The following is a 22,460-nucleotide window of genomic DNA, read 5'->3' on the forward strand; positions in this document are numbered from 1 at the left end:
GCCCCCTCCGCCCTTCGCGCACCTCCCCCACTTCGTAGGAGAGGGCATTATGACCGGCGTGTGCTCTCTAAGTCGCTCCCCCTCAATGAGGGGGAGCTGCCGGCAGGCTGAGGGGGAGCCTAGCCGATCGCCTTCTGGAAGTTCTCGTCGACCTTGTCGAGGAACTGGGTGGTCGTGAGCCAGCCCTGCTCCGCGCCGATGAGGAGGGCGAGGTCCTTGGTCATGTTGCCGCTCTCGACGGTCTTGATGACGGTCTGCTCGAGGGTCTCGGCGAAGTTGGCGAGCTCGGGCGTGTCGTCGAGCTTGGCGCGGTGCTTCAGGCCGCGGGTCCAGGCGTAGATCGAGGCGATGGAGTTGGTGGAGGTCTCCTCGCCGCGCTGGTGGGCGCGGTAGTGGCGGGTGACCGTGCCGTGGGCGGCTTCGGCCTCGGCGGTCTTTCCGTCCGGGGTCAGAAGAACCGAGGTCATGAGGCCAAGCGAGCCGAACCCTTGCGCCACCGTGTCGGACTGGACGTCACCGTCATAGTTCTTACACGCCCAGACATAGCCGCCGGACCATTTCATGCAGGCCGCGACCATGTCGTCGATGAGGCGGTGCTCATAATGCTGGCCCATCTTCTCGAACTGGTCCTTGAACTCCGTCTCGTAGATCTCCGCAAAGATGTCTTTGAAGCGGCCATCATACTTCTTCATGATGGTGTTCTTGGTGCTGAGATAGACCGGATAGTTGCGCTGGATGCCGTAGTTGAAGCAGGCGCGGGCGAAGTCGCGGATGCTTTCGTCGAGGTTGTACATCCCCATGGCGACGCCGGAGCCCGGCGCGTCGAAGATGTCGTACTCCTGGATTTCGCCGCTTTCGCCTTCCCACTTCATGGTGATCTTGCCCTTGCCGGGGAAGATGAAGTCGGTGGCGCGGTACTGGTCGCCAAAGGCGTGGCGGCCGATGATGATCGGCTGGGTCCAGCCGGGCACCAGGCGCGGCACGTTGCGGATGATGATCGGCTCACGGAAGACCACGCCGCCAAGGATGTTGCGGATGGTGCCGTTGGGCGAGCGCCACATCTTCTTGAGGCCGAACTCCTCGACCCTCGCCTCGTCGGGGGTGATGGTGGCGCATTTCACGCCGACCCCGTGCTCCTTGATGGCGTTGGCGGCGTCGACGGTGACCTGGTCGTCGGTCTCGTCGCGGTGCTCCATGCCGAGGTCGTAATAGTGCAGGTCGATGTCGAGATAGGGGTGGATCAGCTTGTCTTTGATCAGTTGCCAGATGATCCGCGTCATCTCGTCGCCGTCGAGCTCGACGACCGGGTTCTTGACCTTGATCTTGGCCATGCCTCTATCTCCTTGGTTTCCTGAGCCCCGCTTCGGGGCCGGGGAGCCGAAGCTCCCCCTCATCTTGGGTATTCCAGGCGTCCTGTGTCGGGGACCGGGCGCCTCAAATCAACGCTCGTCGTCATCTCCGGCGCCGGTGGCGATGCCGCCTAGATCGTCTTCGTCGTCATCATCGTCGAGAAGCGTGTCGTCGTCCTCGTCGTCGGGCAGGTCGATGTCGTCGATGTCGCCGAGGTCCTCGTCGTCATCGTCATCCTCTTCCTCATCGTCGTCCAGGGACTTGGCGCGCTTGGACTTGGTGGGCGTGGCCTCGTCGTCGGCGTCCTCGAGGCTGGTCTGGTTCGCCTCGCCGAGCTCCTCGACCTCGTCCTCGTCGGTCTCGCTGGTGTCCTCATTGACCTTCGCGGAGGGTTTCGCCTCCGTCTCGTCACGCTTCTTGCGGGACTTGAGCAGCACGTCGGGGGTGAACTCATGGTCGCATTTGGGGCAGTGCGCCGGGTCTTTCTGCAGGTCGTAGAATCGCGCGCCGCAGTTGGGGCAGTCGCGCTTGGTGCCTAGGTCTTCGTTCGCCACGGGGAATCCAGCTTCGGGTTAGGAAAATCGTCTCAAGGCGCGCTGGTTGGCAGAGGCCGGGCGCGCTGTCAAAGCGGCTCTGCCGAACAGCCCGAGGGGGAAGCTCCATGACCGTACTCACCGCCCATCCGTCGGGTCCGCTGAGGGGCACCATGCGCGTGCCGAGCGACAAGAGCATGAGCCACCGGGCGCTGATGCTGGGCGCGGTGGCGCAAGGGGTAACAAGGATCGCCAGTATCTTAGAGGCGGGCGACGTGATGAGCACGGCCTCGGCTCTTCGCGCCTTCGGCGTCCGGGTGGAGCGGCGCGGCGGGCTGTTCACCGTCAGCCAGCAGGGCTGGCGGAGGCCCGAGCGGGCGCTGGACCTCGGCAATGCGGGCACCGGCGCGAGGCTTCTGATGGGCCTCGTCGCGGGGCAGGCGGCGGAGGCGCGCTTCGTCGGCGACCCCTCCCTGTCGCGAAGGCCCATGAGCCGAGTGCTGGAGCCGCTCATGGCCATGGGCCTTCGCGCCGAGAGCCGCGACGGCAGGCTGCCGGTCACGATCCATGCGTCGAAGATCAAGAGCTTCACCTACGACATGCCAGTGGCCTCGGCGCAGGTGAAGTCGGCGCTGCTGCTGGCAGGGCTCGGCGCGGACGGGCCCGTCGTGATCCGCGAGACCGTACCCACACGCGACCACACCGAGACGATGCTGAAGGCCTTCGGGGCGGACCTCGAAACCGATGGCCACCGCATCGAGCTGCGGCCCGGCGCGAGGCTCATGGGGCAGACGCTGAGCGTGCCCGCCGACCCCTCCTCGGCGGCCTTCCCGATGGTGGCGACGCTCATTATGCCCGGTTCGGAGCTTCGCCTCGACGAGGTCATGCTGAACCCCCGCCGAACGGGGCTCTTCGGCTCGCTACGCCGGATGGGAGCGCGGATCACGGAGGCGAACCGGCGCTCATCGGGAGGGGAGGAGGTCGCCGACCTGACCGTCACCTCCTCCGCCCTGAAGGGGGTGCGGATCGAGGCCTCCGAGGTCCCTGACATGATCGACGAGATACCGGTGCTCGCCGTGGCGGCGGCCTTCGCCGAGGGTGTCACGAGGATTGAGGGGCTCGAGGAACTCAAGGTGAAGGAGAGCGACCGCCTGGCCGCCACGGCAGCGCTGCTGAGGGCGGGGGGCGTCTCCTGCCGCACCGGAGAGGACTGGCTGGAGATCGACGGAACGGGCGGCAAGGTGCCTGGCGGAGGCACCGTCGAGACCGATCACGACCACCGCATCGGTATGGCGGCGGCGGTCCTGGGGATGGGAGCGAAGGCGCCCATGGAGGTCCAGGGCGCCGACGCGATCGGCACGAGCTTTCCAAGCTTTGCCGAGCTGATGAGGGGTGCGGGCGCTAGGCTCAGCTCCTGAACCCCCCGGTCAGCGGAGGGTTACTTGGCGCGGCGACGCCGCAGGGCGGCACCGAGAGCCACGGGGGCGAACAGGAAGGCCGCCGCCGGAACCGGCACGGCGTCCGTGTCCACCTCGAGGTCGAAGCTCAAGATCGTCTGGCGCGAGACATCGCTGCCCGTACCCCCCGTGAAGCCGAAATAGACCACCGAGCCAAGATCGGTGAGGTCGATGAGCTGGGTCAGGATCGGCGCCGTGGGCCTGGCGGCGCTGTCCGATGCGAAGACCGAGAGCGTCGCGCCGTCATACTCGACCCAGCCGTAGCGGGTGGCCGAGCCCTCGATGGTGAAGCTGGGGGTGGCCGTCGCGCCAACGGTCGAGCCGTCGATAATGCTGATATGGTTGCCGTTGGGGTCGCCGTAGCGGCCGCCGGGGCCGTTATCGAAAGTGTCGAACTCGACGGCGACCGCGTCGGTGATGCCGAGATAGCCGAGATTGCCGCCGCTCTGACCGATGGCGCTCGGGCCCTCGCCCTGCACGGTGAAGGTGATGCCGTCGGCCTCCCCGTTGGAGACGAAGCTGAAGCTGGCGGAGAAGGTGGTGGAGGCGTCGACCGTGTAGCCGGTGGTCCAGGCGCTGCCCGCCTGGTTGCCGCCATTATTGGTGAGCACGATCTCGGTCTGGCTCGTAGTGGCGACGCCGTTCGTGGTCATCGACGGGAAGCTGACCGGCGCGGCGTTCGCGGCGGCGGAGGCGATGACGGCAACCGAGGCCGTCAGGGCAAGGATCTGTTTCATGGGTTCCCCTTTTCTGGATGAAGTTCCTGCCCGCGCCTCCTCGCTTCTGTGAGACTAAGTAACAATGTCCCAGACGGTACAAGCGTTTGTTAGGATTAACCGCCCGAGCGGGTCGCGGAGCCTTGATTGACGCGCTCGTGTGCAGCGGCGCACGTGGCGATCTTAACCAATCTCGTTCATAAGAAGCGGAAGTGCGTCGAGAGGGTAGAGATGGCAGCGGCTGGTGGTTCTGAGTTTCTTGTCGATGCCGCGATCTATCTCGGTGCGACCACCGTCGCCGTGCCCATCTTCAAGAAGCTCAAGCTCGGCACGATCCTCGGCTTCCTGGCGGCGGGGGTCCTGTTCGGCCCTCACGCGCTGGGGCTTCTATCGTCCGGGGACGGCGTATCCCAGATCGCCGAGCTCGGCGTGGTGCTGTTCCTTTTCGTCATCGGCCTAGAATTGAGCGCGCCTAGGCTCTGGTCGCTCAAGCGCACGATCTTCGGGCTCGGCCTCCTGCAGATGCTGGTGACCGGGACCTGCATCGGCTTCGCCTTCGAGACCTTCGGATGGCTGCCGAGGGGGCCTGCCTTCATCGCCGGTTTCGCCTTGGCCTGCAGCTCGACCGCCTTCGCCCTCAGCCTCCTGGAGGAGCGAGGGGAGCTCAACACGCCCTTCGGCACCAAAGCCTTCTCGGTCCTCCTGTTCCAGGACATCGCTGTCATCCCGCTTCTCGCCGCCATCCCCTTCGTCGCGCGGGGCCAGTCCGGCGAGGAGGGAGCGTCCATGGACCCGCTCGTGATCGTGCAGGCCATCGGTGCGCTGATCCTGCTGATCCTCGTCGGTCGCTTCCTCCTCAACCGCTATTTCCGCCTCGTCGCCGTCTCGGGCTCGCGGGAGGCGTTCACGGCGGCGGCCCTCTTCGTCGTCGCCGCCACGGCGCTCCTTCTGGCCGAAGCCGGGCTCTCCATGGCGCTCGGTGCATTTCTGGCCGGGGTGCTCCTGGCGGAGAGCTCGTTCAAGCATCAGATCGAGGCCGATATCGAGCCCTTCCGCGAGCTGCTGCTCGGCCTCTTCTTCATCGGCGTGGGGATGCAGCTCGACCTGGGTGTGATGCTCGCCAACTGGTGGATCGTGCTTCTTGGAGCTGCAGCCCTCATCATCTTCAAGGGCGGCGTCCTCTACCTCCTGGTGCGGATGTTCGGCTCGAAACATACCGAGGCGTTGAAGGTCGGCGGCGTCCTCAGCCAGGGCGGCGAGTTCGGCTTCGTGGTCTTCTCGCTCGGCGTGGGCCGCGGCATCTTCGACAACGAGTTCGCGACGATCTCTTCTTCCGTGATCACCCTCTCCATGGTGGCGACCCCCCTCATCATGATGGCGCTCAGCCGGGTACGGACGAAGACCTCCGTCCCCACGCCCGATGCGCCGGAGGACGAGGAGGGCGAGGTTCTGGTGGTGGGCTACGGCCGGGTCGGCCAGATCGTCACCCAGATCCTGCGCGGCTCCAAGGTCTCGGTCACCGCCATCGACAACGACCCCGTCCGGATCGAGACGGCCAGAGCCTTCGGCGCCAAGGTCTTCTACGGCGACGGAACGGACATGCATCTTCTGGTGGGTGCAGGCGCGACCAGGGCCAACGCGGTGGTGTTCGCCATCGACGACGCGAAAGTGGTCGCCCCCGCCGTCGCCGCCCTGCGCGAGCGCTGCCCGAAGGTGAAGATCATCGTCAGCGCCTATGACCGCCTGCACGAGATGGAGCTGATGGACGAGGAGATCGACATCATCATCCGCGAGACCTTCGAGAGCGCCGTCCTCATGGCCAAGCGGACCCTGGGCTTCCTGGGCCTCAGCGACGGCATGATCGGCGAGATCGAAGCCGAGTTCAGAGACCGCGACCGCGACCGCCTCATGGCCCAGAAAGCGGGCGACCACCACTCAGGCCAGGAGCGCCTGGACGAGCCGTTCCACGCCAGGACCAAGCACAAGAAGGCGGAGAAGCACGAGCGCCGCGAAGAGCTGGTGCCGGAGGATGCTTAGGTCTCCTATCGAAGTGGATAGCCGTTTGTCTCGCATCGTTTCTCCATAGCGAACGGTGAGGCATCTTTCCTAAGGCTAAGAAGGCTACAGTAGCGGGAGGTGTCCGGGGGTTAAGCGACGGCTTTACCTTCGCAAAATCATCCGCCTCACCGCCGGTGGCGGGGTATGGCGGCGGAGCGTGTCAGGACCGCTGCGTTCTTCTCCTGCGAGGGCCAGCGGTGCTGGTCCTCCGGTGTGCGCTGGTCCTTGAACTTGATCGGGGGGTAGCGGGGGGCGAGCACGTCGCGGGTACGGCGGTAGGCCCCTATGGCTTCGAGCTTCGCCGAGACGTCGAAGGTGGCGTAGCGGGTCTTGTCGAAGAGAATATCCCGCTTGAAGGCGAAGATGACGGCGTAGGGCCATGGGCGCGGCGCGTCCTCGCTGCCGCCATAGCCGAGATAGACGGCCCTGAGGTCAGGCAGCGCGAGCTCATCCTCGTCCGTCCCCTTCGCGAGAACCCGGCGGATGAGGAAGCGGTCGTTCTCAGGGTCCAGCCTGTAGCCGAGGAGGTAGCCGGTTTCTTCGAAACGCTGCTGGTTTGTGCGCAGGAACTGCCTGGCGACGAGGAGAAGCATCACCGCAAGAAAAACCGAAGCAGCCCACCAGCCGGTCCCCGTCAAGGTTCCGGACAGGACGAACCCGAACTGGAAGAGGCAGAAACCCGCGACCAGGAACACGAGGAGGAAGACAAGCATCGTCCGGTCGTCCTTCGCCACGTCCTGGCGCACCTCTTCTTCCGTGTCCTCGAAGACGAGAACGCCCTGTTCCTCCCGAAAGCGCAGCATGACGACCCCCTAACCCTGCCGGTTCAAGCTAAAAGTAAAGGGCGGCATGATCGGCTGGTTTGCACAACATGGTCTTGGCCTTCGCAGTCGCCTAGCGGGATGGCTGCCAGGATCATCAGTTTCAACCTGCCCATTGGTTCGATGCCGAGCGGAGCTTCCGCCCGTCGGCTCCCTTTTCTCTTCCTCGGCTGAGATGCTAATCGGCAGGGCGGTTCGGTCAACGGCAAACCGGTCCGGCAGCTTCCCGCCGCAGGGGCTGTCGAGGTTGATAGGCTTCGTGGGCAGATGGCTGGTTTGTGGGTCTGTCTAGCAAATCAGCGCCGCCCCTACCTCTCCCTTCGGGAGAGGTCGAAGGCTGCGTCAGCAGGCTTCGGGTGAGGGCGTTCATTGCACTCAGGTTAGTCTGCTACTAGCCCTCACTCGACATCATAGATGTCGATCTCTCCCGGAGGGAGAGATGAGCCAGCGTGCACTTCTAAAGGGGGGACCGCGCGCCTCGTTCGAAGCCGACCCTCGGCTGGGCTTCGTGATAAACGACAGCATCTAGAGGCTTGCAGACGGACGGGTTTGGCGCCATCGCCCCGCCCATGCGCACGGCTCTTCCTCTGCTATCCCTTCTTCTCGCCGCCGCCCTCCTAGTGGGGAGCAACGGGATGCACTCGACGCTACTGGGGGTGAGGGGGACCTTGGAGGGGTTTGGCGCGACGGAGATCGCTCTTCTTCTCACCGCCTACTATGTCGGCTTCGTCGCCGGTTGCCGAAAGGCCCCCGCGATGATCCGCGATGTGGGCCATATCAGGGCGTTCACCGCCTTCGCCTCTATCGCCAGCGCCGCCGCCATGGGGCATGCGCTCATCGTGGAGAGCTGGTTCTGGATTCCCTCCCGGCTCGTCACGGGTTTCTGTTTCGCCGGCATCCAGATGATCATCGAGAGCTGGCTCAACGACCGCGCCACCAACGAGAACCGGGGCAAGGTGCTGTCGATCTACCGGATCACTGACTTCACCTCCGCCACCCTGTTCCAGGCCATCCTGCCCCTCTTTGATCCCAGAAGCTTCGTGCCCTTCGGCGTACTGACGATCCTCATCAGCTTCGCCCTCGTGCCCGTGGCGCTGACCCGCGTAAGCGCGCCCACCGTGCCGAGCTCCGCCAAGCTGAACCTGCGCAAGCTCTGGCGCGTCTCGCCGCTGGCGGCCGCGGGCTCGGCGCTGGTGGGTCTGGCCGCGAGCTCCTACTGGGCGATGTCGCCGCTCTTCGTGACGGGGCTGGGCTACAGGGCGGATGTGACGGGGTACTTCATCGGAGCGCTGATCTTCGGCGGAGCCCTCGCGCAGTTCCCGATCGGCTACCTCTCCGACCGGACCGACCGGCGCTACGTGCTGATTGGGATGAGCGCGCTGGCCCTCGTGATCGCCGCCTTCCTGCCCGTCATCGCCGGTCTCGGGGTGCCCGCGCTAATCGCGAGCGGCCTTCTCTTCGGGGCTGCGGCGGTGCCCAATTTCGGGCTCATCGTCGCTCACGCCAACGACCATGCCGAGCCGGGGGAGGCGGTCTCCGTCAACGGTGCGCTGCTCCTTCTCTTCGGCAGCGCCGCCGCCTTCGGCCCCCTCATCGCGGGCCAGCTCATCGGCCTGTTCGGCTCCGCAGCGCTCTTCTGGTGGATCGGGGCCATCTACCTCACGCTGACGGTCTTCGGCCTCGTCCGCCTGGCCAGCCGCCCCGCCCCCCAGGACGCCGGCAGCTACGTCCTCGTCACAAGACAGCAGCCCACTACCTTCGAGCTCGACCCGAGGGTGGCTGAGGACGAAAGGCCGCGGGAGTCATCACCGAGCGCTTGACATCGTATATACGATAGATGAATGATGCGAACGCGAAAGCACGGTTGTGAGAGGCCGGAACCAAAAAGAGGAACACGATGATCAATCTTCTTCGAGGAGCCCCTCATGATACAGCTCACTTGGAACGAGGAAAAGCGCGCGAAGGTCTATGAGGAGCGAGGCGTCGATCTACTCGCGGCTGCGGAGATGTTTCTCTATCCCGAGCGGACGGTTGGTCGCCGAGATGACCGGCAGGACTACGGTGAAGAGCGGTTCAATGCCGTCGGTCCCTCATCGGAGGGCGTATGGTACCATCTGACCTATACGCGGCGGGGCGAGGTGATCCATCTGATCACCGCTTGGAGGCTCAATGACGAAAGCCGACGAAAATATCAAAAGCGCTACGCTGGAAGAGCTGAAGGCGATGCGGAAGAGGGGAGAGATCCGTCCTGACGCGGAAGACGCTCCTCGCTATCCCGTGCCGGAAGGCTTCTGGGAGGAGGCGGTTCCTCTCTCCCGCCTACACGAGAAGACACCGGTCAGCCTGCGCGTGGACCGGGACGTTCTCGACTGGTTCAAGGCGCAGGGCAGTGGGCACCTGACCCGCATGAACATGGTCCTACGGGCCTTCTACGAAGCGCATCATGGGCGAGAGACGGCTAGTACGGACGACATCCCGCCCGAGCCGCCCCTCGCCGGGCGCTCCGTTTAGTCGAACGCCGCGCAGGCGATCCTGCCGCCGGCGCCGCCGATGGGCTGGGTGATGTGGTCGTCCTCGTTCTCGTGGATGATGAGGGCGAAGCCGTCCTCGTCCCTGGCCTGGTCAAGGAGAAGGCCGCCCGCGAAGATCTCGGCGCGCAGCCCCTCCGCACCGGCATAGCTGTTCGGGAAGTCCGCGCCTGTGTGGTAGCCCTGGCGGTTGAGAAGGCCGTGGACGTTGTCGTCGATATTGATGTGGCTGCCCGACGCCTTGAAGCCCTCGGCTGCGTCGGAGCAGTCGCCGACCTGGTGCAGGTGGACGCCGTGATAGCCTTCGGGAATGCCTGAGGCGTCGAGGCGGATCACCATGCCGTTCGCGCCTGCGCGCAGCTCGGCCTGGCCAATGACCTCCCCGTCCGTGCCGACGATGTCGGCGGTCTGCATCTCGTCCGGTGCCACTGGAGGCGGGGTGAACTCCTGGGAGCGCGTCTCGCCCTCAGGGGACGTCTGAGGTCCCTCGAGCACCACCTCGGGCACCTCCTGGCTGCCGGATGCTGCATCGCTCTCCCCTCCGCCGCAGGCGATGAGAACCGGAAGAATTGCTGACAGAACAAGGGGTTTACGCATGGGAGGCTCCTCTCAAACACCGTGTGGCGGTCGCTGGCGAAGACTGCTAACGCGTGGCCACTTGATTCATGAACACCGAATGACAGCGAAAGCGCCCCGTGGCCGATAACGAAGACGACATCCCCGAAACCGGTTCCCCCGACGACCTAGGTGAAGTGGCGCCCGAGAACATGCTCCCCGCCGAGCTTCCCCCCGGCGTGAGCACCGTCTCGATCTCCGGCGAGATGGAGCGCAGCTATCTCGACTACGCCATGAGCGTGATCGTCAGCCGCGCCATCCCCGATGCGCGCGACGGCCTCAAGCCCGTGCACCGGCGTATCCTCTGGTCGATGCACCAGAACGGCTTCACGCCGGACAAGAAGCACAAGAAGTCCGCCAACGTGGTCGGCGACGTGATCGGTAAGTATCACCCCCACGGCGATACGGCGGTCTATGACGCGCTGGTGCGGATGGCCCAGGACTTCTCCATGCGACTGCCGCTGATCGACGGGCAGGGCAATTTCGGCTCGATCGACAACGACCCCCCCGCCGCCATGCGCTACACCGAGTGCCGCATGGACCACCCGGCCATGTCGCTTCTCGCCGATATCGAGAAGGACACGGTCAACTTCCAGGACACCTATGACGGTGAGCGCAAGGAGCCGGTCTGTTTGCCCGCGCGCTTCCCGAACCTGCTGGTCAACGGGGCAGGGGGCATCGCCGTCGGCATGGCGACGAACATCCCGCCGCACAATCTCGGCGAGATCATCGAGGCGACCACGACCCTGATCGAGGATCCCGAGACCTCGGACGAGCGCCTTCTCGAGATCGTGCCGGGTCCTGACTTTCCCACGGGCGGGCAGATCCTCGGCAAGTCCGGCGCCCGGTCAGGCCTGATGACAGGCCGCGGCTCGGTCGTCATGCGCGGGCGGACGGAGATCGAGGAGATCAGGAAGGACCGCTACGCCATCATCGTCTCGGAAGTGCCGTTCCAGGTGAACAAGGCGGCCATGGTGGAGAAGATCGCGCTTCTCGTCCGTGAGAAGAAGATCGAGGGCATTGCGGACCTCCGCGATGAGAGCGACCGTCACGGTATCCGCGTGGTCATCGAGCTGAAACGCGACGCCAATGCCGAGGTGGTGCTAAACAACCTCTACAAGCAGAGCCCGCTTCAGACCTCCTTCGGCGTCAACATGCTGGCGCTCAACGGTGGCCGTCCTGAACAAATGAGCCTCCGCTCGGTGCTGATGAGCTTCATCGCTTTCCGCGAGGAGGTGATCACCAGGCGGACCAAGCACGATCTCGGCAAGGCCCGCGACCGCGCCCATGTCCTGACCGGCCTCGCCATCGCGGTGGCCAACATCGACGAGGTGGTGCGCCTCATCCGCGCTTCGCAGACCCCTGCCGAGGCCCGCGAAGCCTTGATGGCGCGTTCCTGGCCAGCGGCGGACATGGCCCCGCTGATTCGCTTGGTGGCGGACCCCCGCCACAAGCTTTCCGATGACGGAACGCTGAAGCTCTCCGAGACGCAAGCGAGGGCCATTCTCGACCTGCGCCTGCAGCGCCTCACCGCACTTGGTGCCGATGAGATCGGCGACGAGCTGAAGAAGCTGGCGGGCGAGATCGAGGACTATCTCGACATCCTCTCCAACCGCGGCCGCGTGCTGCAGATCGTGACCGACGAGCTGAACGAGGTGCGCGAGAAGTTCGCCACCCCCCGCCGCTCGGAGTTCATCGACGCAGTGGAGATGGAGGACGAGGACCTCATCACCCGCGAGGATATGGTGGTGACCGTCAGCCACTCTGGCTACGTCAAGCGCACGCCGCTCTCCACCTACCGGGCCCAGCGCCGGGGCGGCAAGGGCCGCTCGGGCATGTCGATGAAGGACGAGGATTTCGTCAGCCAGCTTTTCGTCGGCAACACGCATACGAACCTTCTCTTTTTCACCGACCGCGGCATGGTCTACCGGCTCAAGCTCTGGCGTCTGCCAGAGGGCGGGCCGACCTCGCGCGGCAAGGCTTTCGTCAACCTCCTGCCGCTGGAGCAGGGGGAGCGGGTCAACGTGATCCTTCCGATGCCGGAGGATGAGGGGAGCACCGAGCTCGTCTTCGCCACCCGCTCGGGGGGCGTCCGCCGCAACAAGCTCTCGGATTTCGAGAACATCAACCGCGCCGGCAAGATCGCCATGAAGCTCGACGAGGGTGACGAGTTGGTCGGTGTGCGCCTCGCGCGCGGCGGCCAGGACGATGTGCTCCTGACCACCGCCGAGGGCATGGCCATCCGCTTCCCCGTGGACGCAGTTCGGGTGTTCAGCGGGCGGACCTCCACGGGTGTGCGCGGCGTCAGGCTGGCCGACGGCGACGAGGTGATCGGCATGTCGATCATCCGCCACTTCGATGCGACGCCTGAGGAGGCAAGGGCCTATCTCAAGCACGCCGCCGCCATGCGGCGCGCGGCAGGTGACGGCGAGACCGAGGGTTCAGAAGAGGAAGGCGCCGAAGCGGCCCTCAGCTCCGAGCGCATCGCGTCGATGGCGGCCGCGGAGACCTTCATCCTCACCGTGACTGAGAACGGCTACGGCAAGCGGACCTCGTCGTTCGAGTACCGAACATCAGGGCGCGGCGGCAAGGGCATCATCGCCATCGTCACCTCCAAACGGAACGGCCGCGTGGTGGCCAGCTTCCCGGCGGAGGACGGCGAGGAGGTCATGCTCGTCACCGATGGCGGCCAGCTCATCCGCACCCCGGTGGACGACATCCGCATCGCTGGCCGCAACACCCAAGGGGTCACCATCATCAACACCCGCGAGGGCGAGAAGGTGGTCAGCGTGGAAGGTGTCGGCGAGACCGGCGAAGAGGCGGAGGCGGTGGAGGAGTGAGCCGCAGGCTGACCATCTCTACCCTGCTCGACGCGAAGCCGGACCTGGTCTGGCAGCACGTGAACACACCTCGGCTTCATCAATACGTGGCCAGACCGTTTCTCTCCTTCACCCCGGTCGAGCCTTCGGTTTGGCCGAAGGTCTGGGATGACGGGGACTACCTGGCCTCCATGAAGCTGGGCGGCGCACTGCCGATCGGGCGGCAGACGATCTCGATCTCGCGCCCCGCCCCCGAAGGAAGCTCGCGCTTTCTGCGAGACAACGGCCACAGCCCTTCGATCAAACGCTGGGACCACCTCATCACCATCAGGCCGGAGGGGCAGGCCGCCTATTACGAGGACCAGCTGGACCTTGATGCGGGCTTGCGCACCCCTTTGGTCGCAGCGTTTTCAAAGCGGTTCTACACCCATCGGCAAGCCCGGTGGCGCGAGCTTGTCAGCAAGAGCTTCGACTACGGACGGGTTTGATGGGGGAAGCGCTCCGCCCCCTGATCGGCATCGCCGCCGCCAGCGGTGCGCTCGCCATCGCGGTGCTGAGCTTCACGGGCGCCATCTGGCCCTATGCGCCGGATGATGAGGGGAGGGCCTATCTCGCCTTCGCCAACGCCTTCGCCGCGATCACGTTCTTCTCCTGCGTTCTGATACTGATCAGCGCGGTCGTTGCGGCCGCCCATCGCCATCGCTGGCGCATGCAGCTGTTCGTCGCCCTGTCGGCGATCGTCTTCCTTGTGGGCTTTGTCGGCACCTCCTTCCAGCTTGTCGAAGCCATGAACACCTGGTTCGAGCAGGCGCCGCGCATGGGTCCTGGCAGCGTGACGACGGTGCGGCTCCTATCCCTTTGCGGGGTAGACGCGATCTTCCTCGGCCTCGCCTTCGGCATTGTCGAGCTCGTCCGCAGGCTGCGGAACGCTTCCTAGGGGAACCGGTAGAGTAAGGAGGGAAAAGCGATGGCTGGGCTCTGCCGACGCTACCGACTTTTAACCGTGAGCTGACAGCTTTCTTCGATACGCTCTACGCTCCTACTCTCGTGACTTTTGCGTCTGTCACAGGATGCTCACAGCGTCCGAACAGGCGGGCAGGTTTCGTCACGGAGGCTCCTATGCCCAAACTTCTGACCCTGTCTGCCGTCAGCCTGATGGCGCTCACCGCCTGCACTACTACCGGCAACACGGAGCGCAACGCCCTCGGCGGCGCGGCGATCGGTGCGGCTGCGGGCGCTTTGATCGGCAACGCCGTGGGCGGCGGTGCATCGGAGGGCGCGGCCATCGGCGCCGTTCTCGGCGGCGGCGCGGGCGCTGCCCGCGGCCAGGCCCAGGACCGCGAGCTCGAAAGCCGGCAGAACGCCCAGCGCAAGCTCTTCTTCGACGAGAAGGCGCAGCGTCAGTACTATTTCGACGAGCGCTCCGGCCAGACCTTCTGGGCCAATGGCGAGTTCAGGAGCTGACACAGCTCCGACGGGAGGTTCGCCGAGCGAGCCTCCCATCTGTCTTTTCGGTCATCAAACCTTCACGACAGGACCGGGCTGTGGCAAGGCGGGGTTGTTTCTTCAGCCACCCTTAGCAAGGTCATGACCAAACCCCTCATCGGCCTCTATCCCGGCACGTTCGACCCGATCACCCTCGGCCACCTCGACATCATCAAGCGGGCGGTGAAGCTCTGCGACGAGCTGGTCATCGGGGTAGCCAAGCACTCGGGCAAGGACCCACTCTTCACCCTGGAGGAGCGGATCGAGCTCGTCCGCGCCTCCATCGCCGAGACCGAGGAGGGGGCGAGGGCCACGGTGCGGGTCGAGCCCTTCGAGGGGCTTCTGATCCACTATGCCGAGAGCCTGAACTGCAACCTCATCATCCGTGGCCTGCGCGCCGTGTCGGACTTCGAGTACGAGTTCCAGATGGTGGGCATGAACTCGGCCATGAACGACGACATCGAGACCGTCTTCTTGATGGCCGACGCCCGCTACCAGTCCATCGCCAGCCGCCTGGTCAAGGAGATCGCCAAGCTTGGCGGCTCCTTCGAGCATTTCGTCCCCGATGCGGTGGCCGAACCCTTGAAGGCGAAGCTTACCGCCTGACCAGCGTGTAAGCGCCGGGCCGCTAGCGCCCGAAGATGTGATCGGCTATCAGACAACCATGCGTATCTTCGCCTGTCTTGCCGCCGCTGCGGCTGTCCTCACCGCTCCCGCCCTGGCTTTCCAGCAGCGTCCGCCGACCGAGGCCGAACTGCTGCTGCAGAACGCTCCCGACGAGGTCTGGCAGGAGGTCGATCCGGAGAACCTTCTCGTCATCGACCTGCCGTCGGGTCCCGCCATCGCGGAGCTGCGCCCCGACTTCGCGCCGCTCCATGTGGAGCGGATCAAGCAGCTCTCCCGCGACGGCTTCTACAACGGCACGATCTTCCACCGGGTCATTGACGGCTTTATGGCCCAAGGGGGGGACCCGACAGGGACGGGGACCGGCGGCTCGACCTATCCCGACCTCAAGGGCCGTTTCGTCACCGAGCGCGGCAAGCTGGGCAACTTCATCCCCGTGGGCCGCGACGACCGAGCCTCGGTCATCGGTTTTCTCGGCACCATGCCGATCGGTGCCCAGACCACGGCGCTGACGGAGTTTCTGAACACAGAGGCGGTGGGCGCCTGGCCGCTCCACTGCCCCGAGGTGCTGTCCATGGCGCGGGCCGGAGACCCCGACTCGGCCAACAGCCAGTTCTTCATCATGCTGGCCGACAACCGCCGCTCCCTCGATCAGCAGTACACGGCCTGGGGCCGCATCATCGACGGTGAGCGCAATGTGCGCCGCATCAACCGGGGCGAGCCGCCCGAACGCCCGACTCCCATCCTGCGCATGAGGGTGATGAGCGACCTGCCCGCCGGTGAACAAAAGCGGGTCGAGGTCTTGAGAACCGACAGCGAAACCTTCAAGGCCTGGCTTCAACAGACCGGCAACATGACCGAGGACGGCTTCTTCCCTGACGCCTGCGCGGTCAAGGTCCCGGTGCGCATCGACGATAGGATTAGCTGATGGGTAAGCTCAAGCTGAAGCTCGAAACGGGCGACGTGGTCATCGAGACCTATGAGGACAAAGCGCCGAAGCACGTGGCGCAGATCACCAAGCTCGCCGAGGACGGCTTCTATGACGGGCTGACCTTCCACCGGGTGATCGACGGCTTCATGGCTCAGGGCGGCGACCCCAAGGGCGACGGCACCGGCGGCTATTCGGAGAACCTACCTGCCGAGTTCAACGATGTCAGCCACCAGGAAGGCGTCTGCTCCATGGCGCGCGCCCAGGACCCGAACTCCGCCTCCAGCCAGTTCTTCATCTGCCTCGACGACGCCAGTTTCCTCGATAAGCAGTACACGGTATGGGGCAAGGTGGTCGAAGGCATGGACCACGTCCACGCCATCAACAAGGGCGAGCCGCCTGCCAACCCGACGAAGATCCTCGAGTTCCGCAAGGCGGACTGAGTTTCCTCAGACTGCTGAGGTTTCAGAACCCGGTTGCCGACGGCAGCCGGGTTTTTGTTTGGGCAGGGCTTTTCTTACAGGTCATTCTGAAGCAGGCGAAGTGTGAGCCTAGTATCCAGAATTAGTCCGGGTGGGTTTGCCGGGCGGTTCTTCTTTTTCTATCATTCCGATTCTGGATTCCGGGCTCGCTCTTCGAGCGCCCCGGAATGACGGCCCGTAGGGTGGACGCCGGAGGCGGCCACCTTTCCTAGGTACAACGCATGGTCCTACCGCCGTCATCCCGGACAGCGAAGCGGATACGGGACCCAAGGCCGGACGTTACGAACCGCTCGGTCCGGGGCACGTGGGGGAAGCGCTCGGTCCATGGGTCCCGGATAGCCTTCGGCTTCCGGGATGACGGTAGGAGCGCGCAGCACGAGCATCCGCTTGTCGCGGACAGTTCATCGGAACGGGGACCCGGCGCGCGGCGCTGCCGCAGCTTGGGTGTGAAACTGTGAAAGGTGCTTTGGCATGAGGGGAGCCCATTCCCCTACGCCGCGCGCCAGCTTGGTAAGGCTCTGAACAGGGGCCAATCCTTAGCTCGCCCTGCTCGGGTCCAGCTTGCGGGCAGACGGTAAGCGGACGAGCATCTGCTGCGCCGCCCCCAGGACCACCCGCCCCGAAGCCTCACCAAGGCAGCAGACCAGGTAGGATGGCGCCTCCCGCCCCGAACGCCTGCTGCGATGGGGGAACATAGGGGATGGGGAGAGGGCGGGGATAAGTTGCTCACGCCGCAGCCCCCTCCGCCCTTCGGGCACCTCCCCCATGGAATGGGGGAGGGAAGCAGTGACCGGCGTTGGCTTACTACTTCGCTCCCCTACGCAGTGGGGGAGCTGCCGGCAGGCTGAGGGGGACGGGGCCAGATCTTCCGATGGTGCTTTCACACGGCGTAGCGAAGCTGAGACCGTGGGACCCAGCTCCTGCTCGCGACGCCTATCCTGCTGTTGGGAGATGGGTCCCATGGATCGCTGCGCGACCATGGGAAGGCGCAAAAAGGAGGTGTAGGCTTTAGGAGGAGTGGGAGACCGTAGGGCGGAACACCATAGGTGATCCGCTGTGACGCGGTTGCGCCCAGGAACGGCGGCACGCTTCGCNCAAAAAGGAGGTGTAGGCTTTAGGAGGAGTGGGAGACCGTAGGGCGGAACACCATAGGTGATCCGCTGTGACGCGGTTGCGCCCAGGAACGGCGGCACGCTTCGCGAGCCGCCCTACGGAGCTACTACTATCCCCCCAATATCTTCACCAGCGCCGCCAGTAGTCCCACGGCCCCGCCGATCATCACGCCGAACTTGATCGTCATGCGCTGCTCGAGGCTGATGAAGCGGTCGTCGAGCCGGGCGAGGTCGCGCTTGGTCACCAGATTGTCTGCAGCGATGTCGCGCAGGACGGCGATGTGCTCCTCCGCCTGCTCCCGGTCGAGGCCAACCCTTTCCAGGCGCCTGACAAACTCAGCCTTTTCGAAACCCGTTCTCATCAGACCGTCAGTGTGACTCATATATGAGAACATTGCAAGAACAAATGATGCCGTAAGGGCGAAATGCATTTGATTTGAATGGTTTAGATCAGGTTCGTTCAGCCCGCCGCCTGGCTTCCGCGCTGTCGGTGTCTTCGAGATAGATCAGGCCGACGAGGCGCCGGATCACCATCTCTTCGTGAGGGTCGCGGTGGTCGTCGGTGAGGACCACGCGCCACATGTCTTCGATGAGCTTCATCTTCTCCTCGCGGGAGAGGCCGTCCTTCACCACGCGGCTGAACTGGTAGAGGTCGTTGGCCTCGGCCTGGGCGGCTTCGGCCTCGGCGAGGAGGGCTTCGGTTTTCTCCCTACCCAGAGAGAAGCGGTCCTCGAGAAGGGATAGGATCAGGCTGCGCTCCTCGCCGGTATAGTCCTCATCGGCGGCGGCGGCCTCGACCAGGAGCGCCGCGACGGCGCGGGGCAGGTCGTCCGTCTTGTCCTCGGCGGACTGTTCAGTGTTACCGCGTAGGCTGTTCAGTAGACGGTCGAGCATGGCTCTCTTCCCCTTCGGCGTGGTTGATGTAGCAGCTCTGGGCCTCAGGTGCCGAGACCCTTCGCCCCGGCAGGTCCAGCACCTCAAGCACGAAAAGCTCCTTCCCGCGCATGACGGTCACCTGATCGCCGATGCGAAGCTTGAAGCCAGGCTTGTCCGTGCGCAGGGTCTGCCCGTTCCGAGCGATACGGGGGCTCTTGCCTGAGATGATCTTGGCGGCGAGCGCGCGGGTCTTGAAGATGCGCACGGCCCAGAGCCATTTGTCGAGGCGTGCGCTCTCTTCCCCCTCGCTCACGCGGCGGCGAGCTCCCTCGCCCGGGTGAGGTCGGCTAGGAACTTGCCCTCTTCCACTTTTCGCTGGCCGGGGTCCTCGATGCGCAGGAGGTAGGAGGGGTGGAAGGTGGGCACGCAGACGCCGCCGACATCCTTGGGCAGCTCGATCACCTCCCCGCGCACCTCGCCCAGCTTCACCGGACGGCCGAAGAAACCGCGCAGGGCCGTAGCGCCCAGGGTCACGGTGACCTCGGGCTGCACCAGGCGGTGCTCGTGGTGGAGGAAGGGCGCCCAGACGTCGATCTCGCCCGCCTTGGGTGTCTGGTGGATGCGCCGCTTGCCGCGGGGGGTGAAGTTGAAGCGCTTGACCGCGTTGGTGATATAGACCGCGTCCCGCTCCAGCCCGGCCTCACCGAGGAACCGAGTGAAGAGCTGACCGGCGGGGCCGACAAAGGGGCGGCCCTCCTTGTCCTCCTGATCGCCGGGCTGCTCGCCGATGAAGAAGAGCCTAGCGTCCTGAGGGCCCTCACCGGGGACGGGGGTGACGCCGGTGGGCGTAAGCCCCTCACCGTCATGCTCCCGCACGGCCCGGTGGAGGCTGTCAAGGTCGTTGAAGCTCGGCTCCACACGGATCATCTTGGCGGCGATCTTCGACTGATCGATTGCGGCTGCTGCGGCGACCATCTTCTCAACCCTCCTCGGTGCCTGCTCGATCAGCTCGGGGATGAGCTTCGCCTCGGGCAGGTTCTTCCAGTACTTCTTCGGCATCTCCGCGCGCATCGCGTCGGTCATGATCCGGGCGGGGTTGAAGATGCTGGCGTAGTAGGCGCGCCAGGCATCCTCGAGTTGGTCCTCGTCCGGCACGTCCTCGCGGCGGCCGCCTTCCCGGAAGAACACCTCGCCGCCGCGATAGATCGCCGTCTTGCGCGGTGTCACGATGGCCCAGTCCATGTTCGCGAAGCGGCGAACGAAAAAGCCCGCCTCGCGCTCGACGATGTGATGGTCGGGCTCGAACCAGGCGGCGTACTGCTCGCGGCCGTCTTGCTCTCCCACGAGGCGGAAGCGGACGAAAGCGTGCATCTTGTGCGCATCGCGGCGGATGGCTTTCTCCAGCCGATGGACGGCGGCGGTGTCCGCATCGGCCTTGTTGTCGGCGAGGCCGGGCTCGCGGGCGGCGCGGTGGAGGAAGCGGTAGAGGAGGGAGAAGCGGGATGGGTCGGAGTGGTGGATGGCGGTGCTGGTCAGCTCGACGGCTTTGCGAGGGAGTTTGACGGGCGCGCCACGGAGGGGTGCGCGCTCGTCACCGCTGCCGAAGAGATCGCCCTCACCGCGGGTGCGAAAGACCACCTCGTCCGGCGGCACGCCTTCCGCGAGAAGCGCGCGTGCGTGCCGCTTCCAGCCCTCGGCATCATCCTCGGCGGCGAGGGTCACGACGCGGCTCTGGCTGAGGGGAGCCTCGCTCACTCAACGATCCGGGGGCGGAAGCCTCGGGCAGGCGGGGGAGGGGGTGCGTCCTCCTCGTGGGCCTCGGCTTCCTTCGCGGCGCGCTTGGCCTCCTTCGCCTTCTTCTTCATGGCGGCGACCACGCGCTTCTGACTGGCGGAAAGGGCATCGCCGGGGCGGCCGAGCTCTGGGTTCTGGAAGGCCGAGCCGTAGCGGTCCAGACGCTCGGTCACCGAATCGGCGAAGCTCTCCTCGAAGTCGTTCAGCTCACCGGCTTCGTCCAGCTCACGGCGCAGACGCTCGATCTTGCGCTGGGCGTTGCGGGCGGAGCGCTCCCGAGATTTCTTCTCGCGCTCGCGCTGCTTCTCGATCTCTCTATCGCGCGCGGCCTGGTCGGCAGCCCAGCTTTTGCGGTCCTTCCACATGGGTGAACATGTAGGGAACAGGGGGCGGGAAGTCTAGTTTCTGAGGGTCACAGCTCGTAGGGCGGGCGGCGAAACCGACCGCGCAATCCGGGGCGCCGCGCATCCAACGCGGTCGGCTTCGCCGCCCGCCCTACTCTTTCCCCAGCAGCCCCTTCAGCGCTTCCGCCAGCTTCGAGCCTGGCGGGGCGGCGGGGGAGGTGGTGACTTGCGGTTTCGCTTTCTTCTCGGGCTTCGGCGGTTTCTCAGCCTTCCCGCCGGGTTGCAGGATCGCCGAGATGAAGCGCTGCCCCGTTTCCTCCGACAGCGGAAGGAGGTGCTGCGAGGCGGGGCCGATGCGCGCTAGGAAGTCGCCTAGCCAGCCTTCGCGCTCTTCCTTGGCGAAGTCGCGCAGCACGTGCTTGGTCACCGCGTCCTTGTGGCCGGGATGGCCGACGCCGATCCTAAGGCGCCAGACATCGGGCGAGAGGTGGGCGGCGATGGACTTTAGGCCGTTGTTCCCTGCCAGCCCACCGCCCTGCTTGATGCGCAGCTTGGCGGGGGCGAGGTCGATCTCGTCGTGCAGGACCAGCACGTCCTCAGGTTCGATCTTGTGGAAGCGGCAGGCCTCACGCACCGCCCGCCCGCTGTCATTGTAGAAGGTCTGCGGTTTCATCAGCAGCGCGCGTTCCGACCCTAGCCGCGCCTCGGTCACCTCCGCCTGGAACTTCGAGCGGAAGGAGGGCGCGCCCGCGTGCTCGGCCAAGGCGTCCACCGCCATGAAGCCGACATTGTGGCGGTTGCCCTGGTACTGACTGCCCGGATTGCCGAGGCCCACGATCAAGAACATGGGCGGCCTAATAGCTTCTGTTTGGGATGGAGGCTAGCGGGGTGCCTTGTCATTCCGGGGACGCGAAGCGGAGCCCGGAATCCAGACTCGAAACGTTGCATTTGCTTGCGCTGTGCCCGGTATCCTAGCCCGGACCGATTCTGGATTCCGGGCTCACCCTCCGGGCGCCCCGGAATGACGGAAGGTATGTGATCGGTAGCGCGCGGTTCCTATATCTGTGCCTATGAAAAGACCCACCCGGCCCGAACTGACCAAGAGCCTCGCCCGCGTGCGCGAGGTGAACCCGCTGCGCCGTCTGCCTATCGTGGGGCGGGAGGCGCAGGCAGCCGAGGCGGCGCTGGATCAGGCGAAGACCCAAGACAACCACGTCCTGACCATGACCCTGGCGCCGGGCGAGGCGGGCTATGTGCGCCGCTCCTCGCTGATCTTCGCCGACGGCGATTTCGGCATGACGACGAGGCGCATCGCCTCGCGAAGGGTGCCGTTTTTGGGGCTCTTCTCAGGCCAGAACCTTTGGGCGAACCGTTTTGAGGCGGGGGAGACGCCGGTCACGGTGATCGCGGGCCGCGACTATCACGGCACGGTGCTGGGGCTCGAGGTGGCGGAAGGCGAGCCGGTGTTCCTGCAGCCCGCCCTCTATCTGGGGCATACGGGCGCGCTGTCCTTCACGGTGCGCCGGGTCGCCAAGCGCGAGTTCTGGACCCTGACCGAGGTGACGGGGAGGGGCACGGTCTATGTGAAGGTGCCCGGCCGCACCCTGCGCCGCGAGCTGTCGCGGGAGCGGGCGGTGATCGTCGACACCAACTACGTCGCTGCCGTGCGCGGCACGTTCGATGCCCACGGCAAGGTCTTCACGGGGGGTCAGTACTTGCGCTCCGGCGAGGCGGAGAACGTGAAGCTGACGGGCGCGGGCGATGTGCTGATCCAGAGCGAGCTGCCGCCGGAGAGCGGCGGGGGCGGCTTCTTAGGCGGGCTGCTGGATCTGTTCGTGTAGGGCGGTTTGCGAAGCCAACCGCCGTGCAACGTCGTAGCGAAGAACGGCGGAAAGCTTCGCGTTCCGCCCTACCTCAC

24 protein-coding genes are annotated in these 22,460 nt (G+C 65.4%); 13 read left to right on the plus strand and 11 right to left on the minus strand.

Going from position 1 to position 22,460, the window contains the following annotated elements:
- Nucleotides 1–119: 119 nt before the first annotated feature.
- Both NOG11_RS08040 and NOG11_RS08045 read right to left on the minus strand, forming a co-directional pair.
- Nucleotides 120–1,331, minus strand: coding sequence for an NADP-dependent isocitrate dehydrogenase (locus NOG11_RS08040; RefSeq protein WP_256619211.1), 1,212 nt, complete (start codon nt 1,329–1,331; stop codon nt 120–122).
- A gap of 108 nt (nt 1,332–1,439) precedes the next feature.
- Nucleotides 1,440–1,904: a TIGR02300 family protein gene (locus tag NOG11_RS08045; RefSeq protein ID WP_256619212.1), complete on the minus strand. Its 465-nt coding sequence runs from the start codon at nt 1,902–1,904 to the stop codon at nt 1,440–1,442.
- A 107-nt stretch (nt 1,905–2,011) separates the two neighbouring features.
- On the opposite strand from NOG11_RS08045, the gene aroA reads away from it, so the two are divergent.
- Nucleotides 2,012–3,301 carry a 3-phosphoshikimate 1-carboxyvinyltransferase gene (aroA, locus tag NOG11_RS08050; RefSeq protein WP_256619213.1) on the plus strand — a complete coding sequence of 430 codons (1,290 nt, stop codon included), beginning with the start codon at nt 2,012–2,014 and terminating at the stop codon, nt 3,299–3,301.
- 20 nt (nt 3,302–3,321) lie between these two features.
- Here the strand turns inward: aroA and NOG11_RS08055 are convergent, their stop codons facing one another.
- On the minus strand, nt 3,322–4,077 hold the full coding sequence (locus NOG11_RS08055; protein ID WP_256619214.1) for an L-type lectin-domain containing protein: 756 nt from the start codon (nt 4,075–4,077) through the stop codon (nt 3,322–3,324).
- A 210-nt stretch (nt 4,078–4,287) separates the two neighbouring features.
- Between NOG11_RS08055 and NOG11_RS08060 the strand changes: the two genes are divergently transcribed.
- Nucleotides 4,288–6,093, plus strand: a complete 1,806-nt coding sequence (locus tag NOG11_RS08060; RefSeq protein WP_256619215.1) for a monovalent cation:proton antiporter-2 (CPA2) family protein — start codon at nt 4,288–4,290, stop codon at nt 6,091–6,093.
- 146 nt (nt 6,094–6,239) lie between these two features.
- Here the strand turns inward: NOG11_RS08060 and NOG11_RS08065 are convergent, their stop codons facing one another.
- A complete protein-coding gene (locus tag NOG11_RS08065) occupies nt 6,240–6,917 on the minus strand; it encodes a hypothetical protein (RefSeq protein WP_256619216.1) in 678 nt (225 codons plus the stop codon).
- A gap of 587 nt (nt 6,918–7,504) precedes the next feature.
- Between NOG11_RS08065 and NOG11_RS08070 the strand changes: the two genes are divergently transcribed.
- The 3 genes from NOG11_RS08070 (at nt 7,505) to NOG11_RS08080 (ending at nt 9,446) form a co-directional block, all read left to right on the plus strand.
- A complete protein-coding gene (locus NOG11_RS08070; RefSeq protein WP_256619217.1) occupies nt 7,505–8,755 on the plus strand; it encodes an MFS transporter in 1,251 nt (416 codons plus the stop codon).
- A gap of 105 nt (nt 8,756–8,860) precedes the next feature.
- Nucleotides 8,861–9,187, plus strand: a complete 327-nt coding sequence (locus NOG11_RS08075; protein WP_256619218.1) for a BrnT family toxin — start codon at nt 8,861–8,863, stop codon at nt 9,185–9,187.
- Complete coding sequence (locus NOG11_RS08080; protein WP_256619219.1) at nt 9,105–9,446, plus strand: BrnA antitoxin family protein; 342 nt, start codon at nt 9,105–9,107, stop codon at nt 9,444–9,446. The genes NOG11_RS08075 and NOG11_RS08080 overlap by 83 nt, the downstream gene beginning before the upstream one ends.
- Here NOG11_RS08080 and NOG11_RS08085 read toward each other — a convergent pair.
- Complete coding sequence (locus NOG11_RS08085) at nt 9,443–10,060, minus strand: superoxide dismutase family protein (RefSeq protein WP_256619220.1); 618 nt, start codon at nt 10,058–10,060, stop codon at nt 9,443–9,445. The genes NOG11_RS08080 and NOG11_RS08085 overlap by 4 nt on opposite strands.
- A 98-nt stretch (nt 10,061–10,158) precedes the next feature.
- On the opposite strand from NOG11_RS08085, the gene gyrA reads away from it, so the two are divergent.
- The 7 genes from gyrA to NOG11_RS08120 all read left to right on the plus strand — a co-directional run bounded on the left by gyrA (nt 10,159) and on the right by NOG11_RS08120 (nt 16,377).
- Nucleotides 10,159–12,918 (plus strand): DNA gyrase subunit A, encoded by a 2,760-nt coding sequence (gyrA, locus tag NOG11_RS08090; protein WP_256619221.1) that lies wholly within the window; start codon nt 10,159–10,161, stop codon nt 12,916–12,918.
- Entirely contained in the window at nt 12,915–13,385 is a 471-nt protein-coding gene (locus tag NOG11_RS08095; protein ID WP_256619222.1) for an Rv1443c family protein, read from the plus strand. The genes gyrA and NOG11_RS08095 overlap by 4 nt, the downstream gene beginning before the upstream one ends.
- On the plus strand, nt 13,385–13,834 hold the full coding sequence (locus NOG11_RS08100) for a hypothetical protein (protein WP_256619223.1): 450 nt from the start codon (nt 13,385–13,387) through the stop codon (nt 13,832–13,834). Before NOG11_RS08095 ends, NOG11_RS08100 begins: the two co-directional genes overlap by 1 nt.
- 182 nt (nt 13,835–14,016) lie before the next feature.
- Nucleotides 14,017–14,361, plus strand: coding sequence for a YMGG-like glycine zipper-containing protein (locus tag NOG11_RS08105; protein ID WP_256619224.1), 345 nt, complete (start codon nt 14,017–14,019; stop codon nt 14,359–14,361).
- A gap of 123 nt (nt 14,362–14,484) precedes the next feature.
- The gene (gene coaD, locus NOG11_RS08110) at nt 14,485–14,988 is read left to right on the plus strand and encodes a pantetheine-phosphate adenylyltransferase (protein ID WP_256619225.1); all 504 of its coding nucleotides are present in this window, start codon (nt 14,485–14,487) and stop codon (nt 14,986–14,988) included.
- A 58-nt stretch (nt 14,989–15,046) separates the two neighbouring features.
- Nucleotides 15,047–15,934 carry a peptidylprolyl isomerase gene (locus NOG11_RS08115; RefSeq protein ID WP_256619226.1) on the plus strand — a complete coding sequence of 296 codons (888 nt, stop codon included), beginning with the start codon at nt 15,047–15,049 and terminating at the stop codon, nt 15,932–15,934.
- Nucleotides 15,934–16,377 (plus strand): peptidylprolyl isomerase, encoded by a 444-nt coding sequence (locus NOG11_RS08120; protein WP_256619227.1) that lies wholly within the window; start codon nt 15,934–15,936, stop codon nt 16,375–16,377. The genes NOG11_RS08115 and NOG11_RS08120 overlap by 1 nt, the downstream gene beginning before the upstream one ends.
- Before the next feature lie 1,261 nt (nt 16,378–17,638).
- On the opposite strand, the gene NOG11_RS08125 is transcribed toward NOG11_RS08120, so the two are convergent.
- The 6 genes from NOG11_RS08125 to pth form a co-directional block, all read right to left on the minus strand.
- Nucleotides 17,639–17,911, minus strand: a complete 273-nt coding sequence (locus tag NOG11_RS08125) for a CCDC90 family protein (RefSeq protein ID WP_256619228.1) — start codon at nt 17,909–17,911, stop codon at nt 17,639–17,641.
- A 67-nt stretch (nt 17,912–17,978) separates the two neighbouring features.
- Nucleotides 17,979–18,422 (minus strand): tellurite resistance TerB family protein, encoded by a 444-nt coding sequence (locus NOG11_RS08130; protein ID WP_256619229.1) that lies wholly within the window; start codon nt 18,420–18,422, stop codon nt 17,979–17,981.
- A complete protein-coding gene (locus NOG11_RS08135) occupies nt 18,388–18,717 on the minus strand; it encodes an RNA-binding S4 domain-containing protein (protein ID WP_256619230.1) in 330 nt (109 codons plus the stop codon). Before NOG11_RS08135 ends, NOG11_RS08130 begins: the two co-directional genes overlap by 35 nt.
- On the minus strand, nt 18,714–20,159 hold the full coding sequence (locus NOG11_RS15160; RefSeq protein WP_256619231.1) for a UdgX family uracil-DNA binding protein: 1,446 nt from the start codon (nt 20,157–20,159) through the stop codon (nt 18,714–18,716). Before NOG11_RS15160 ends, NOG11_RS08135 begins: the two co-directional genes overlap by 4 nt.
- Nucleotides 20,156–20,563, minus strand: coding sequence for a hypothetical protein (locus NOG11_RS08145; RefSeq protein ID WP_256619232.1), 408 nt, complete (start codon nt 20,561–20,563; stop codon nt 20,156–20,158). The genes NOG11_RS15160 and NOG11_RS08145 overlap by 4 nt, the downstream gene beginning before the upstream one ends.
- Before the next feature lie 130 nt (nt 20,564–20,693).
- Nucleotides 20,694–21,389, minus strand: a complete 696-nt coding sequence (gene pth, locus NOG11_RS08150) for an aminoacyl-tRNA hydrolase (protein WP_256619233.1) — start codon at nt 21,387–21,389, stop codon at nt 20,694–20,696.
- Between the two features lie 223 nt (nt 21,390–21,612).
- Here pth and NOG11_RS08155 point away from each other — a divergent pair, with 223 nt between their 5' ends.
- The gene (locus NOG11_RS08155; RefSeq protein WP_256619234.1) at nt 21,613–22,383 is read left to right on the plus strand and encodes an AIM24 family protein; all 771 of its coding nucleotides are present in this window, start codon (nt 21,613–21,615) and stop codon (nt 22,381–22,383) included.
- Nucleotides 22,384–22,460 lie beyond the last annotated feature (77 nt).

Origin of the sequence: Parvularcula maris, assembly GCF_024505085.1 — a bacterium.
Classification (GTDB): domain Bacteria; phylum Pseudomonadota; class Alphaproteobacteria; order Caulobacterales; family Parvularculaceae; genus Parvularcula; species Parvularcula maris.

Bases quoted from the DNA above. Each gene is read 5' to 3' on its own strand.
- coaD (WP_256619225.1), top strand. From the start codon at position 14,485: ATGACCAAACCCCTCATCGGCCTCTATCCCGGCACGTTCGACCCGATC.
- NOG11_RS08040 (WP_256619211.1), bottom strand. From the start codon at position 1,331: ATGGCCAAGATCAAGGTCAAGAACCCGGTCGTCGAGCTCGACGGCGAC.
- NOG11_RS08120 (WP_256619227.1), top strand. From the start codon at position 15,934: ATGGGTAAGCTCAAGCTGAAGCTCGAAACGGGCGACGTGGTCATCGAG.
- NOG11_RS08055 (WP_256619214.1), bottom strand. From the start codon at position 4,077: ATGAAACAGATCCTTGCCCTGACGGCCTCGGTTGCCGTCATCGCCTCC.
- NOG11_RS08080 (WP_256619219.1), top strand. From the start codon at position 9,105: ATGACGAAAGCCGACGAAAATATCAAAAGCGCTACGCTGGAAGAGCTG.
- NOG11_RS08130 (WP_256619229.1), bottom strand. From the start codon at position 18,422: ATGCTCGACCGTCTACTGAACAGCCTACGCGGTAACACTGAACAGTCC.
- NOG11_RS08075 (WP_256619218.1), top strand. From the start codon at position 8,861: ATGATACAGCTCACTTGGAACGAGGAAAAGCGCGCGAAGGTCTATGAG.
- pth (WP_256619233.1), bottom strand. From the start codon at position 21,389: ATGTTCTTGATCGTGGGCCTCGGCAATCCGGGCAGTCAGTACCAGGGC.
- NOG11_RS08085 (WP_256619220.1), bottom strand. From the start codon at position 10,060: ATGCGTAAACCCCTTGTTCTGTCAGCAATTCTTCCGGTTCTCATCGCC.
- NOG11_RS08155 (WP_256619234.1), top strand. From the start codon at position 21,613: ATGAAAAGACCCACCCGGCCCGAACTGACCAAGAGCCTCGCCCGCGTG.
- NOG11_RS08070 (WP_256619217.1), top strand. From the start codon at position 7,505: ATGCGCACGGCTCTTCCTCTGCTATCCCTTCTTCTCGCCGCCGCCCTC.
- NOG11_RS08060 (WP_256619215.1), top strand. From the start codon at position 4,288: ATGGCAGCGGCTGGTGGTTCTGAGTTTCTTGTCGATGCCGCGATCTAT.
- aroA (WP_256619213.1), top strand. From the start codon at position 2,012: ATGACCGTACTCACCGCCCATCCGTCGGGTCCGCTGAGGGGCACCATG.
- NOG11_RS08105 (WP_256619224.1), top strand. From the start codon at position 14,017: ATGCCCAAACTTCTGACCCTGTCTGCCGTCAGCCTGATGGCGCTCACC.
- NOG11_RS08115 (WP_256619226.1), top strand. From the start codon at position 15,047: ATGCGTATCTTCGCCTGTCTTGCCGCCGCTGCGGCTGTCCTCACCGCT.
- NOG11_RS08100 (WP_256619223.1), top strand. From the start codon at position 13,385: ATGGGGGAAGCGCTCCGCCCCCTGATCGGCATCGCCGCCGCCAGCGGT.
- NOG11_RS08065 (WP_256619216.1), bottom strand. From the start codon at position 6,917: ATGCTGCGCTTTCGGGAGGAACAGGGCGTTCTCGTCTTCGAGGACACG.
- NOG11_RS08125 (WP_256619228.1), bottom strand. From the start codon at position 17,911: ATGAGTCACACTGACGGTCTGATGAGAACGGGTTTCGAAAAGGCTGAG.
- NOG11_RS08145 (WP_256619232.1), bottom strand. From the start codon at position 20,563: ATGTGGAAGGACCGCAAAAGCTGGGCTGCCGACCAGGCCGCGCGCGAT.